At 57.8% G+C, this 14,282-nt stretch carries 14 protein-coding genes; 5 read left to right on the top strand and 9 right to left on the bottom strand.

What is annotated here, in order from left to right:
- Position 1 precedes the first annotated feature (1 nt).
- On the bottom strand, positions 2-265 hold the full coding sequence (locus IEX44_RS12400) for a DUF2164 domain-containing protein (protein ID WP_188694088.1): 264 nt from the start codon (positions 263-265) through the stop codon (positions 2-4).
- Between the two features lie 91 nt (positions 266-356).
- Between IEX44_RS12400 and IEX44_RS12395 the strand changes: the two genes are divergently transcribed.
- Entirely contained in the window at positions 357-1,061 is a 705-nt protein-coding gene (locus IEX44_RS12395) for a tyrosine-protein phosphatase (RefSeq protein WP_188694085.1), read from the top strand.
- Here the strand turns inward: IEX44_RS12395 and IEX44_RS12390 are convergent.
- Positions 1,058-1,966: a LysR family transcriptional regulator gene (locus tag IEX44_RS12390; RefSeq protein WP_188694083.1), complete on the bottom strand. Its 909-nt coding sequence runs from the start codon at positions 1,964-1,966 to the stop codon at positions 1,058-1,060. The two genes, IEX44_RS12395 and IEX44_RS12390, sit on opposite strands and share 4 nt — an antisense overlap.
- A gap of 172 nt (positions 1,967-2,138) precedes the next feature.
- On the opposite strand from IEX44_RS12390, the gene IEX44_RS12385 reads away from it, so the two are divergent.
- The 4 genes from IEX44_RS12385 to panS all read left to right on the top strand — a co-directional run bounded on the left by IEX44_RS12385 (position 2,139) and on the right by panS (position 6,669).
- Positions 2,139-3,008: a pirin family protein gene (locus IEX44_RS12385; RefSeq protein ID WP_188694079.1), complete on the top strand. Its 870-nt coding sequence runs from the start codon at positions 2,139-2,141 to the stop codon at positions 3,006-3,008.
- 199 nt (positions 3,009-3,207) lie between these two features.
- A complete protein-coding gene (locus IEX44_RS12380) occupies positions 3,208-4,086 on the top strand; it encodes a pirin family protein (protein ID WP_188694076.1) in 879 nt (292 codons plus the stop codon).
- Between the two features lie 113 nt (positions 4,087-4,199).
- Complete coding sequence (sbcB, locus tag IEX44_RS12375; protein ID WP_188694073.1) at positions 4,200-5,621, top strand: exodeoxyribonuclease I; 1,422 nt, start codon at positions 4,200-4,202, stop codon at positions 5,619-5,621.
- A gap of 88 nt (positions 5,622-5,709) precedes the next feature.
- Positions 5,710-6,669, top strand: a complete 960-nt coding sequence (gene panS / locus IEX44_RS12370) for a ketopantoate/pantoate/pantothenate transporter PanS (protein ID WP_188694070.1) — start codon at positions 5,710-5,712, stop codon at positions 6,667-6,669.
- A 61-nt stretch (positions 6,670-6,730) separates the two neighbouring features.
- Here the strand turns inward: panS and IEX44_RS12365 are convergent, their stop codons facing one another.
- From IEX44_RS12365 to cls, 7 genes are all read right to left on the bottom strand, one after another.
- Complete coding sequence (locus IEX44_RS12365) at positions 6,731-7,801, bottom strand: glycoside hydrolase family 18 protein (protein WP_188694067.1); 1,071 nt, start codon at positions 7,799-7,801, stop codon at positions 6,731-6,733.
- 249 nt (positions 7,802-8,050) lie between these two features.
- Positions 8,051-8,404, bottom strand: coding sequence for a RidA family protein (locus IEX44_RS12360; protein WP_188694064.1), 354 nt, complete (start codon positions 8,402-8,404; stop codon positions 8,051-8,053).
- A gap of 125 nt (positions 8,405-8,529) precedes the next feature.
- On the bottom strand, positions 8,530-9,720 hold the full coding sequence (locus tag IEX44_RS12355; protein ID WP_188694062.1) for a DesA family fatty acid desaturase: 1,191 nt from the start codon (positions 9,718-9,720) through the stop codon (positions 8,530-8,532).
- Between the two features lie 143 nt (positions 9,721-9,863).
- Positions 9,864-11,204, bottom strand: a complete 1,341-nt coding sequence (locus IEX44_RS12350) for a mechanosensitive ion channel family protein (RefSeq protein WP_188694059.1) — start codon at positions 11,202-11,204, stop codon at positions 9,864-9,866.
- Positions 11,201-11,704 (bottom strand): D-glycero-beta-D-manno-heptose 1-phosphate adenylyltransferase, encoded by a 504-nt coding sequence (gene rfaE2 / locus IEX44_RS12345; protein WP_188694055.1) that lies wholly within the window; start codon positions 11,702-11,704, stop codon positions 11,201-11,203. Before rfaE2 ends, IEX44_RS12350 begins: the two co-directional genes overlap by 4 nt.
- 3 nt (positions 11,705-11,707) lie before the next feature.
- Positions 11,708-12,547, bottom strand: a complete 840-nt coding sequence (locus IEX44_RS12340) for a ferritin family protein (RefSeq protein WP_188694053.1) — start codon at positions 12,545-12,547, stop codon at positions 11,708-11,710.
- A 200-nt stretch (positions 12,548-12,747) separates the two neighbouring features.
- Positions 12,748-14,139, bottom strand: a complete 1,392-nt coding sequence (gene cls / locus IEX44_RS12335; RefSeq protein WP_188694051.1) for a cardiolipin synthase — start codon at positions 14,137-14,139, stop codon at positions 12,748-12,750.
- Positions 14,140-14,282 lie beyond the last annotated feature (143 nt).

The raw sequence follows: 14,282 nt of genomic DNA, 5'->3' as shown, positions 1-14,282 counted from the left end.
TTCAGCGGCGACGCGGCGATTTCTTCCAGTAGCCAAACTCGTCTTCGTACACTTCCATATCAATATCCGCCACGCGCGCCTGCATACGCGCCTGTGCCTCGCGCACGCCCTTGTTGTACAAACTGGGGCCTATTTCCTGAACGAAGAAGGTCAGCAGACCAGCGATCTCCAGGTTGCCCACCGGCAGGTCCAGTTCATCACGCAGATACTTTTCCAGCGAATCCAGCGCTGCTTTGTGGGTGTCTTTATCCAGTTCCATGCTCATGTTGCTATCCGTCTGTAGGGCGGCGGCGCGCGCCAGGCTTCACATGCTATGTTGAGACATAGGCAGTTCACCATCGCATTCTGGCGACCATATGCAAAGAGACATTCCCTTGCAGGGCGCACGCAACGTTCGTGATCTGGGCGGCTTGTATAGCCGTACCGGGCGCACCTTGCGCACCCACCGTTTTGTTCGCGCCGATAGTCTGGAGGCGTTACACGCCATCGACGTCATCCACTTGCTGGATTATGGCGTACGCATGGATATCGACCTGCGTGGCCAGCGCGAGCGGCGGCAATGGGGCGATGCGCTAAGCCGCGTAGCCGAAATCCAGTACGCCCCCATTTCATTGCTGGAAGGGCTCGACCAGCATCTTGAGGCCGTCCCGGCCAGTCTGGGTACGTTGTATATCGACGTATTGCGCTATTGCCGCACCAGTTTCCTGGCCATCTTCCGGCAAATGTTGGCGCAACCGGAAGGATGCGTGCTGTTTCATTGTTCGGCCGGCAAGGATCGGACCGGCATGGTGGCCGCCTTGTTGCTGAATCTCGCTGGCGTACCTGATGAAGACATCATTGCCGATTACGCACAAAGTGCGACCAATCTGCACCAGGCGTTCGAGCAGATCTCTGAGCAAAATGCGCCTGCGTTACGCCATTTGCTCGGTGCTGAGCCAGAACACATGGCAATGCTGCTGGATCACCTGCGCCGCCATTACGATGGCGCCGTAGGCTACTTGACGCTGATTGGTCTTGCTCCAGCTGAAATCACCACGCTACGCGCCAGTATGTTTGATTAGGCCAGTGGTACTTCCGCGCGTCGTAGCCGTTCTATCCACCAGCGCAAAGCCGGCCCCACCGGCTGACCGATCCGCGTGGCCACATGCATAGCCAGTTGCATCCCCCCTTTGGGCTGCATATCGAGCGGCAATGCCACCAATCGGCCGGCTGCCAGATCATCCTCAACCCAGTGGATGGGCATATAGCCCCAGCCCATTGATGCCAGCAACATGGCGTGTTTGACGCCCAGGTCTGACAAGCGCCACGTGGTTGGCGAAATCACGCCGTAGTCACGCCCTTCGGTCAGTGCGCTGCGGTCCGTGAGTACCAGCTGGACGTGTTCTTGCAGGGTGGCACGATCAAGCGCACCGGCGTATTTGACCAGTGGATGATCCGGCGAGGCCACCGCCAGCACCCGGATGGGCGGCATGGAAAACCCGTCCAGCCCGGACGGCAACTCCGGCAATGTGGCCAGAATGCCCAGTTGTGCGCTACCCGCCAGGACGCGCTCCGCCACCGCGCCCAGTGCCTCCACGTACAGCCGGAAGGTCACGCTGGGGAAAGTAGCGCGAAAATCATTCAAGCAATCAAGCAAACGCGAAAGCGGGAAATACACATCCACCGCCAGCGCCAATTCGGCCTCAAGCCCGTGTTCAATGGCGCTCGCCCGCGCCTGCATGCGGTCCACCCGTTCCAGAATGGCATGCGCATCGCCCAGTAGCGCTTCACCGGTCGGCGTGAGCTTTGGCCGATACTGGCTACGGTCAAACAGCTGGATACCCAGTTGCTGCTCCAGCGTGGCCACGGTGTAGCTGACGGCGGACTGCGTGCGGCCGATCGCTTTGGCGGCCCCGAGAAAGCTGCCGGCGCGAACGACCTCCGCAAAGACGCGGAGTTGTTCCAGTGAGATGCGTTCGAGATTCATGTGTCAAACAATATCAAATATTTTGATATAGATCACAAAAAGATCACCCGTTTCTTCGATGGTTAGCGCGGCCTAAGATGCAGTCATCGCCACACCGACAGTGTGGGCTGCGCAGTGCAAGACCCGGTGCCATCGCACAGGCTCACCGCGCCAGACAACAGGAGAACACATCATGAGCAACACCCTGCAACTTCCCGCCGTGACCCGCTCACGTGAAGTCGAGCGCCTGGTGAACGGCATCCCCACCACCGATGGTGCCGGCGTGCGCCTGACCCGTGTTCTGACCCATGACCTGCAACGCCGCCTGGACCCGTTCCTGATGCTTGATGCATTCCGTTCGGACAACCCGGATGACTACATCGCCGGCTTCCCGTCACACCCGCATCGTGGTTTCGAGACCGTGACCTATATGCTGAATGGCCGCATGCGTCATCGCGACAACGCGGGTAACGAGGGCCTTTTGACTGAGGGCGGCGTGCAATGGATGACGGCCGGCCGCGGGATCGTGCATAGCGAAATCCCGGAGCAACAAGACGGCTTGATGGAAGGATTCCAGTTGTGGGTGAATTTGCCTGGCAAGAACAAGATGACCGCGCCGTGGTACCGCGACATCCCGGCGGCCGACATTCCGGTGCATGCGCTTGCCAACGGTGCCTCGCTCAAGCTGATCTCGGGCCTTGTTGCCGGAGCCAGTGGTGCCATCACCCGTGACGATACCGAGCCCTTCTATGCCGACCTCGTCATTCCGGCCGGGCAAAGTGTCAGCCTGCCGCTGCAGGCCAGTCACAACGCCTTTGTGTATGTTTACCGGGGCGAAGCCAGCATTGGCGGGCGGACGGTGAAGTCGGCACAGATGGGTTTGTTGAACAATGCGGCAGATGCAGATGGCGTGACGATCACGGCCGGTGAGAGCGAGACCCGCCTGATTGCGCTCTCTGGCAAGCCGCTGGCAGAGCCGATCGTGCAGTGGGGGCCATTTGTGATGAACTCGCGTGAGCAAGTGGAACAAGCCATCCTGGACTATCAGGCTGGCCGCTTCTGAAAATGCATGATGACTCCATAGGGCACCCGGCTGCAGCGTCAACCGGGTGCCTATGGTGCACCTTGCCTGCGTGGCAGATCGCAAGACAAATCGATACAGGTCGGGCTTGGTGTTAGCCCGCACGCCAGGCCATATTGATCTTAACGAAACCTCATCAGCGCCGGGTGCCCGCCCGGCGTTGCCCTGTCTGGAGATCCCGATGTCCGAGTTGATCCATATTTCCGGCTGCGCCGAAACCGTGGGCGGCTTGCCGATCTCACGCTTGTTGCCCGCCATCCAGCGCCGCGCGGTCGGGCCGTTTGTGTTTGTCGATCATATCGGCCCGGCAGAGCTCGTCCCGGGTCAGGGTCTGGATGTACCGCCCCACCCGCATATTGGCCTGGCTACCGTGACCTATCTGTTTGAGGGTATCCAGTTGCATCGGGACACCCTGGGCAACGAGGTGCTGATTGAACCGGGCGACATTAACCTGATGACGGCCGGCCGCGGCATTGCACACTCTGAACGGACCCCCGCTGATGCACGCAACGGCGGCAAACTGCATGGCGTACAAACCTGGATTGCCCTGCCCCGCCCGCTGGAACAGTGTTCGCCCCATTTCGAGCATTATCCCGAACAACAACTGCCACGCATTGTCCGTCAGGGCGTGCAGATTCATTTGCTGATTGGTCAGTTGTTCGGACATATCTCGCCGGTGGCGGTGGAATCGCCCACCATTTATGCCGTGATTGATCTGGCGCCCGGCGCCCATATCACTCTCCCCGCTGACTATGCCGAACGCGCGTTAATGCTGATTCATGGCGAGGCCCACGCTGATAACAGCGTACTGGGTGTCAATGAACTGGTTTTGCTACCAGAGACTGGCGAGACGCACGTCACCGCCACCGAGGCCACGCGAGTCTTGTTGCTGGGCGGGGCGCCGCTGGATGGCCCGCGCACCTTGTGGTGGAACTTCGTCGCCAGTGACCGTGAACTGATTGAAGCCGCCAAAGTGGCCTGGCAGGAAGACCGCTTTGGCCAGATCCCCAACGAGACAGATCGCCTGCCACTGCCCATCAAGCGCCTGACTGCAGATTGAGCCGCATCAGGGCGCAGCCCCTGGCCAGCCTGCCTTTGCCGGGTACAATGGGCAGATGATCACAGGGCGTCACACCACCGTGACGCCCTCGCCTTTTTTGACGGGACAGAGGCATGGCCGAACTCACCTTTTTCTGGCACGACTACGAAACCTTTGGCGCCGTACCGCGCCGTGACCGCCCCGCGCAATTTGCCGGTATCCGCACCGATGCCAACCTCAATGAGGTGGGTGCGCCAGTCGAGCTCTTCTGTTTGCCCTCCCCGGACTTTCTGCCCGACCCGCAATCCTGCCTGATCACGGGCATTACCCCGCAAGACTGTCTGGAGCGCGGGATTCCCGAACATGCTTTTGCCGCGGCGATTGAACATGAACTGGCTGCGCCCGGCACGGTCGGCGTCGGTTACAACTCAATCCGCTTTGACGATGAAATGACGCGCTTTATGTTCTGGCGCAATTTGATCGACCCCTACGCGCGAGAATGGCAAAACGATTGTGGCCGCTGGGATTTGCTCGACACCGTGCGCACCGCCTGGGCCTTGCGTCCGGAAGGCATTGAATGGCCCACCGGGGATGACGGCAAAGTCAGCTTCCGGCTTGAACTTCTGACCAAAGCGAACGGCCTGGCACATGAATCCGCCCACGACGCGCTTTCTGATGTACGTGCCACCATTGGCATGGCGCGGCTGATCCGTGATCGCCAGCCACGTCTGTTTGATTTTTGTTTGAGCCTCAGAAAGAAAGATGCCGTTCTGAAAGAGATCGGCAGTGAGCCCAAAGTGTTCTTGCACGTGTCCGGCATGTTTGGTGTGGACCGTGGCTGCATTGCCGCAGTGTGGCCGTTGGGTTGGCACCCGACCAACAAAAACGAACTGATCGTGTGGGACCTTGCGTTTGATCCGGCAGAACTGGCCGGGCTGGATACCGCCGCAATCCGCGAGCGCATGTTCACCCGCACGGCAGACCTGCCCGAAGGCGTCACGCGCTTACCCATCAAAACCATTCACATCAACAAGTCTCCCATTGTGATCGGCAACCTCAAGGTTCTTTCGCCGGAGATGGCCGCACGCTGGGGTGTAGATATGGATGTGATCCAGATGCATGCCGCCGCCGTGGCGGCACTGGCGCGCCCGGATTGGGACGCCATCTACAAACGCGAACCGCTCGGCAAACAAGACATCGATGAAGACCTCTATGGGGGTTTTGCGGGCAACAACGACCGCCGCACGCTGGAAAAACTGCGCCAGCTCACACCTGAGCAACTGGCAAGTGCGCGACCCGCATTTGATGATCAGCGTCTCGACGATCTGCTGTTCCGCTATCGTGCGCGCAACTTTGCCAATACGCTCACTGATGAAGAACAAGCCCAGTGGCAGCAACTGCGCGTGGATCGCCTGATTCATGGCCGCGGTGGCTACCGCACACTGGAACAGTTCGCCGAAGCCATCGATACCCTCTCCGATACCGACGACGAGCGCGTAGCGAACATTCTGGAAGCGCTTTACGACTACGCGGAGCAGATTGCGCCGGAGTGGTGAACGGTGGCGCTTGCGGGATAAGCCCAAACCAGCAAAGATGGGCGCGCCAGACGTACATCAAACAAACACAATAAAACGGATACGACTCATGCTTGCCAGAATCACCCGGCTGTTCCCGGTGTGGGCGATACTGCTGTCCCTGCTCGCCTATCACAACCCCACGAGTTTCGCGCCAATCCAGGCCCATACCGCGTTGTTGCTGGGTACCATCATGTTCACCATGGGCCTGACCTTGACGCTGGATGACTTCAGGCGCGTGCTGACACGCCCGGCGCCGGTCGCTGCGGGCATCGTGCTGCATTATCTGGTCATGCCCCTGGCCGCCTGGTGCCTGGCCAAGGCCTTCAATATGCCACCGGACCTGGCCACCGGCATGATTCTGGTGGGCAGCGTGGCCAGCGGCACGGCATCTAATGTGATTATCTATCTGGCTGGCGGAGATGTCGCACTGTCGGTGACGATCTCGTCCATCTCAACACTTGTCAGCGTCGTTGCCACACCGTTGCTGACGCGTTTGTACGTCGATGCATCTATCCACGTCGACATGCTCGCCATGCTGATCTCTATTGTGCAGATCGTCATTCTGCCTATTGCGGCAGGGCTGGTGCTCTATCGTTGCTTTGGCAGTCTGGTGCGCAAGATTGAGCGCTTTCTGCCACTGATCTCCATGATCGCCATTGTCACGATCATTGCGGCCATTGTGGCCGGCAGCCAAAAAAGCATCGCCTCTGTGGGTGCGGTCGTGGTCATCGCCGTGATGCTGCACAACGCCATCGGCTTGTTGGGCGGTTATTGGGGCGGCAGGCTGCTGGGGTTTGAGGAGTCGGTTTGCCGAACGCTCGCCATTGAGGTGGGCATGCAGAATTCAGGGCTTGCCGCACAGCTGGGGAAAACCTATTTCAGCGCATTGGCAGCGTTGCCAGGCGCTTTGTTCTCAGTCTGGCACAACATCTCCGGGGCACTCCTGGCGGGTTATTGGCAGGGCAAACCACCCAAAACCAGCAAGGCACCGGCCGATTCAAGCGAACCAGTCACCCCCACGGTGTGATGACCAACAAAAAAAGCCCGCAAATCTGCGGGCTTTTCTATTAGCGCCAGGGGCATGGCGCTCAGGGGCGCAAGCCTTTCCACAGCGTAGACAGCAATGTATCCGTATGGTCCTGGCTGTATTCCCAGAAGAATGCGCCAGCCAGTTTGCGTTCTTTGATAAACGCCAGTTTGTGACCCAGTGATTCTGCGTCTTCATAACTGACAAACATCTCGTTCGCCAGCAGCCACGGCGCTTTGGCATCGTCATCCCAGAAGCGGGTTGCGCCCTCCGGGATCAGCTTGCCCACAATGTCGTCGTAATCGATAGACGTATTGCTCTTGGGCGTTCCCGGTGCGCCAAGGCCAGCCTCACCCACGCCATCCAGACCGCGACCATAGAACGCACAACCCAGGACCAGCTTCTCGGCTGGCAGGCCGTTGGCAATGAACAGGTCGACCGACTTCTGACAGCTATCGCCCTCCGGATCACCCGGCGTGTTGTACAAATTGGTGTGATGGCCAGCGCGCGTAGCCCAGCCGTTGTAATAGTCGTAGGTCATCAGGTTGACGAAATCGCACAGTTTTGCGACCTCCGCCATCTCGACGCCATCCAGGTAGTACTGACCCGCACCGGCGGCAATGGTCAGCAAATAACGCTCACCCCCCACCCGGCCTTGCTCATCCGACAAGGCATCAAGCTTGTGGCGCAAAGCTTCAAGCATGAGCGTGAAATTGTGTTTGTCTTCCGGCCGTGCCTTGATACTGGCCATGTCGTTGGATGGATACTCCCAGTCCAGATCAATCCCGTCCAGGCCGCGCTGAGTCATGAAATCGAGCGCCGACTGGGCGAACACTTCGCGCGATGCCTTGGTCAATGCAGCATCTGAGAACCCGTCCGCAGACCAGCCACCAATCGAGATCAACAGCTTGAGTTGCGGGTTCACGCTGCGTAGTTCATGCAAGCGGGCAATCCCTTCTTCGCTGCGGGCCTGGCCATCTGCATCTTCTTTTGACGTCAACAACACGACTTTGCCTTCATGAATATTGGCAAAGGCATAGCAAATGTGGGTCAGGCGCTCGGCGTCACGAATCAGGGGCAGGCGGTTCCAGTCCCGCCATCCAGCAAAATAAGCCAGCAGAATGTTCGACATGGGCAACAACTCCACGATATAGGCAGAAGAATGTTCGGCGTATCAGGGCCGGGGCGGAGTGCATTATGCGGTGAGCGATGCAGGCAGCCACATAATGGAGCAATCCGGATCAAGTTTCGTTCCCGCCTTCGCACTTGTCATCAGGACCGACGCGCGAGCGCGTCCATCACGCCATCCCAAAAACATTGCCCCGCGCTGACAAGGCGCAGGGCAATGTTTTCACATCAGATTCTTATCAAACCCGGGCGCTTACAGCGCGGCGATCACCGTCAGCTCTACACGGTAACGGGGGTCCGCGAGACGCGCTTCGACGGTAGTGCGCGCAGGTGTATGCCCCGGTGCGACCCATTCGGTCCACGCCGCGTTCATGGCATCGTATTCGTTCATGACATCAGGCAGGTAGATGGTGACGGTCAGAATTTTGGTCTTGTCCGAACCCACTTCGGCCAGCATGCGGTCTACGGCTGCCAATGCTTCTTCAGTCTGCCCGCGCGTATCTTTTTCGAGCGACTCTGCAATCTGCCCGGCCATGTAGACGGTGTTGTTATGAACCACGATTTCGGACATGCGTGGCCCGACGTGGTAACGCTGGATGCTGGACATGATGTTCCCCTGTGACGCGGCAATGCGAAAACGTGATTTTAGGCAGATTTATGTTGCATGGCTGCAAGACAACAAAAAAGGCGAACCCGCAGGCTCGCCTTTTTTTACTGTCAACGTGATCCGGATCAGACCGCGGCCACGCGACGCAGACGGTGAGAGAACTCTTGCAGCGCAGCGATACCGCTGGCCTCTGCACGAGCGCACCAGTCTTGCAGGTGGGTCAAGAGTTCAGCGCGCGACAGGCTGGAACGCTCCCACAGACGGGTCAGTTCCTGGCGCATCTGATAAACCTGATCCAGCACCGTGCTCTGGGCCAGCAGGCTATCCAGATGTGGCTTGTCACCCACCGGCGTGTCCTTGGCATCTTGCTTGAGCCACACCTTCATCTGGCGCGCCGGGTTGAAGTCGAGCTGCGGCAGGCTGGCGTTAGCGCGCAGCTTGTCCAGTTCTTCACCCACGGTGTGCTTGAGCGACTTGGCGTAGTTGGCCGCAATGGTGTAGCGGTTGGCGATAATCGCGGCCAGCGCTTGTTCATCCAGTTCCATGTGGCCGTCGACCATTTTCATACGCGGTGCAACCTTGCGCACTTTGGCCAGCTTCAGCACAGACAAGCAACGGATGTAAGCCCAACCCAGGTCAAACTCCCACCACTTGTTAGAGAACTTGGCGGAGGTACCAAAGGTATGGTGATTGTTATGCAGTTCTTCGCCGCCGATGATAATGCCCCACGGCACCAGGTTGGTGGACGCGTCTTCGCATTCAAAGTTACGGTAGCCAAAGAAGTGACCAACACCATTGATCACGCCGGCGGCCCAGAACGGGATCCACGCCATCTGGACAGCCCACATCCACAGGCCGTTTGCACCAAACAGCGAAATATCGATGATGGCCATCAGGGTCGGGCCCATCACGCTGTGCGGGGTGTAGATGTTACGCTCGAGCCAGTCGTTGGGCGTGCCCACACCGAATTTCTCGATCGTTTCCTTGTTCTTCGATTCCGTGCGGTAAAGCTCAGCGCCTTCCCACATCACCTTTTTCAGGCCCAGCACTTGCGGGCTGTGCGGATCTTCAGCAGTTTCGCAACGCGCGTGGTGCTTACGGTGAATCGCCACCCATTCCTTGGTGACCATACCCGTCGTCAGCCAGAGCCAGAAACGGAAGAAATGGCTGGGAATCGGGTGCAGATCCAGACCACGGTGCGTCTGATTGCGGTGCAGGAAAATTGTGACCCCTGCAATCGTGATATGAGTCAGCACCAGCAACACCACGATGTAGCCCCACCAGGGCATTTCGATCAGGCCGTTCAGCCATTCCATCTATGAAACTCTCCAGGACAAGAAACCCCTTGAAGTTGTTCAGGATTTCCTGATACGGATCAAGGGCGATCAGATATTACAGAATAATTGCTTGCAATGCGCAACCGTTCGTACGCCCGGTTGCGCAAATTACCCGCCAGACATTAATCGGCAGGCTTTGGCGAGGCATAACCTGTCAAATTACCATCGCCCGCCTGTTTGTTGGATGGTGTGAAATGCACCACATCCAGGCGATTGAACGGAATATTGATGCCGTGCTCTTTGAACAAGCGCCACACCTTCAGGTTGATCTCTGACTTCAGGCTCCCCTGCCCGTTCTCTGGATCCTTGATCCAGAACCCGACCGAAACATTGACCGAGCTGTCACCAAAACCATCCAGGTACGGGAAGGGTTTGGGGTCTTGCACCACGCGATCAATCCCTTCCGTGGCTTGAACCAGCAATTGCATCACCTGATCCAGATCAGACTCGTAGCCCACCGTGAACGGCAGCTTGGTCCATACCTTGCGATCGGTATAGGACTGATTGACCACCGTCGACGTCACCAGGGTGTCGTTCGGCACCAGAGACTCCGTCCCGTCCAGGCTCTTGAGCACGATATAACGGGAGGTCAGCCGGGAAATCACCCCTTGTCGATCACCGATCTGTACCAGGTCTCCCAGCCGCACTGAGCGGTCCAGCAAAATGATGAAGCCTGATACATAGTTGGAGGCAATCTTCTGCAAACCCAACCCCAGACCGACACCCAGTGCACCACCAAAGACGGAGAGCACGGTGGGGTCGATCCCGACCAGTGGCAATGCGACCAGGATGGCCACCACCACCAGCAGGGACTGGATCACTTTGGTCAGCATGACGCGCAGGCTGGTATCGAGCATCTCTGCCCGCATCAACCAACGCTCAGCCAGACGGCTCAGCCACATGGCGATCAGCAGTGTGGCTCCCACCGAAGCCAGGCCCTGCAGGATGGTCAGCACAGAAATGCGCTGATGCCCCAAATGAAAACTGATGTCATCAAGCGCATCGGCGATCTCAGGCAGGATGCCGACGACGTGCAGTGCGTAGGCCAGCCAGATCAATGCGGCGATACGCCGTTCCCAGCGACCTACCCATGGCGCCTCGTTGAACACATGGCGCAGTAGATACGCCAATACACTGATGTTGACCATGGCCAACAACAGCACATCGGCCACGCCAATCAGACGCAGCGGCGCATCCGGGTAAAACAACCCAACGAGTACCGTGCCCAGCTTGGTCACCGTCAGCGCGACCAGCGGGAAAATCAGCCGGATCGCACCCTGACCAAACCACTGCCAGCGCGAGTTGTCACGCGTGATACGCGGTTTGAGCAGGTAATACGCGATAACGCCGATGATGATGGCCAGCAGGACCACACCGGCCTGACTGACCATATCTGAACGCAGCCAACCATGCTCGTTGATATCGCCAATCAGTTCGGCGACGAGGTTCTCACGCCGGGTCATGGGTGTAACTGGCGAATACGCTTGAGGGTTTCGGTGGTCGAGGTCTGGTACAGAAAGGGAATCGAATGCACCTGACCGCCCCAACCCAGCACTTCCTGACTGCCGACAATGCGTTCAATGGGCCAGTCACCCCCTTTGACGAGAATATCGGGCTTGACCGTCATGATGAGGTCATAAGGCGTATCCGCATCAAACCAGGTGACCAGACTGACACTTTCCAGGGCAGCCATCACGCTGGCGCGCTTGCCAAGATCATTGATCGGTCGATCATCGCCCTTGCCTTGACGCTTCACCGACTCATCCGTATTCAGCGCCACGATCATGCTGGCGCCGAGCGCGCGGGCCTGAGCCAGATAGGTCACATGCCCGGTATGCAGGATGTCAAAGCAGCCGTTGGTAAACACTAGCGGCCTCTGAAGTTGGGCAATGCGCGCAGCCAGTTGTTCTGGTGCACAGACTTTCTTCTCGAAATCGGGATGCGGATATTGCTGTGCGGTCATGAATCAAGCCTGACCGAGATTGGCAACCAGTTGCTTGCGATAGCGGTTCAGGTCTGCGGCCGTATCAAATGTTTCACCGAACAGGCTGGACAGATTACGCAAAATGCCACCAACCACACGGCCTTCCCATTCTTTGCCAAACTGGATTTGGGTATCCAGCCAGCGCTCCAGCCATTCCGGGTCCGGCAAGCGGCTTTGCACGGTGTCCATCGGATACAGATCCTTGTTCACGTGCAGGTTCGTGGGGTGTAATGGCTTGCCACTACGGGCAGAAGATGCCATCAGCATGCCAATCTTGGCGAAGGCCAGACGCGCTTCGTCGCCCAGCTTGTCGATGGCACGCTTCATGTACTTCAGATATGCGCCGCCATGACGGGCTTCATCTGTAGAAAGCGTCTTGTAGATTTGCTTGATGACGGGTTCGGTATGCCATTCCGAGGCACGGCGATACCATTGGGTCAGTCGCACTTCGCCGCAGAAATGCAGCATCAGTGTTTCCATCGGCGGGGCCGGATCAAATTCAAAGCGCACTGCGTGCAGTTCTTCTTCGGTCGGAGCCAGGTCGGGGCGGAAACGGCGCAGGTATTCCTGCAGGACGAGCGAGTGTTTTTGCTCTTCATAGAACCAGATGGACATGAAGGCAGAGAAATCTGAATCGTCGCGATTGTCGCGCAAGAACATCTCGGTAGCCGGCAGTGCGGACCACTCCGTGATGGCATTCATCTTGATCGTGACTGCCTGCTCTTCGCTCAACTTGCTCGCGTCGAACTGATCCCAGGCAATATCGTCCGCCATGTCCCAGCGGGCTTTTTCGAGATCAGCGAAAAGTTGGGGGTAAAGCATGCAATCGGCTCCTGCGGCGACAGTTCTAGTTAGAAAGTAAAACTTCCTAATTAGACAGGCAGACGCGACCTTCGGCAAGGCATTTCAAACGCAGAGGCCACGAATGCGAAGCATTACCAATATATTTGTAATCGTCATACAACTGTGATGCAGGAACTATAGGGTGCGGGCGCTGATGCGCAAATAGCCGGACAAACGGATCACAATAGCGGCGAGAACAATCGCGCCCAGGCTTCGCCAAAAGCAGAGAGCTTCGAGATCTTGCGCGGACGGAACACGCGCTCGGCACGTTTCAGGTCTTCGGCAAACCGGCCGGCCAATACATCGGCCTGGGTGGCACCATAGGCGAGCACGCTGACCTCAAAATTAAGCCGGAAACTGCGATTATCAAAGTTGGCGGTGCCAATGGCTGCATACTTTTTGTCGACGACCAGTGTCTTGGAGTGCAACATGCGCCCTGTGTATTCCCAGACTTGCACCCCGGCAATCACAAGCTCATCGAAATAAGAGCGCGCCGCCTCTGTCACGATCCATGAGTCACTGCGCCTTGGCACCATAACCTGCACATCCACCCCACGCAGCGCAGCGCTGGTCAACGCCACCATCGCACCTTCATCAGGTACAAAATACGGCGTAGTCAGCAGTATGCGTTCCTCTGCAGCATTGATTGCGGCCAGATAGGATCGGTAGATGGGTGCCCAGTCATTATCCGGACCTGACTGCAGTACTTGAACAATGTGTTCACCTTCGGGCGGTTCGACGTATGGCAACGGCTCCGGACGCTCACCGGTGGTGTAGAACCAGTCTTCCAGGAAAATCTGCTGCAACTGCTCCACGACAGAGCCTTCCAGTTGTAAATGAAGGTCGTGGTAAGCATGCGGGTTAATGCGTTCGTCTTCTTCATCCGTAATGTTTATACCGCCGGTGAAGCCGACTTTGCCGTCGCAAATAACCAGTTTGCGGTGAGTCCGCATATTGATCACAGGACGCAGCCGCCGAAATGAAGTTTCGTGAAAAAAAGCCACTTCAGCCCCAGCCGCTATGAGTGGCCTCAGAAATTTGCGACCGCAGCGCTTTGAGCCCAGCGCATCAATCAACAGGCGCACTTGTACTCCCTGCCCGGCTTTGCGGATCAATAAATCACGCAACGCGGTACCAATGCGATCCGGCTCGTAAATGTAGTACTCAAGGTGAACTTGATGGGTAGCAGCCTCAATGGCGGCAAAGATCGCCTCATAGGTCGCACCGCCGTCTACCAGCAAATCAAACCGTGTGCAGGTGACTGTCGGCATCTCGGTGGTGGCCAGGCTCATTTTGGCCATTTGCGCGGCGTAAACGGGCGGCGCCTTGTTGACGCCGCTTTGCTTGCGGATACCAAGTCTCTGTTTACTGGCTGCACGGCGAAGACGTTTGCGCTTGATTTTCTGCGGACCGAACACCAGAAAGATGATCAAACCCACCCAAGGCAAGGCGGCCAGCGACAAAATCCAGCTCAGCGTAGCAACGGGTGCCCGGCGCTGCCAGATGATCATCACCGACAACACCACCAGGTAGACTGCCCACAAGAGAGAAACAACAAAAGTCAAAGTCACGGAGCAATCCGGATATTGTTTTGATTGCTGCCAAGCTTAACAAGGAAGAGCGTGGAGATGTCGGGGAACGCGCGTTGTCCGGGGCGCACAAAGCAAAACGCCCGTACAGGTGTCTGTACGGGCGCTTTCTATGGGGTGTCTGG

The organism is Silvimonas amylolytica (assembly GCF_014645555.1).
Lineage (GTDB): Bacteria > Pseudomonadota > Gammaproteobacteria > Burkholderiales > Chitinibacteraceae > Silvimonas > Silvimonas amylolytica.
This window is presented reverse-complemented; position numbering and strand designations above follow the sequence as displayed.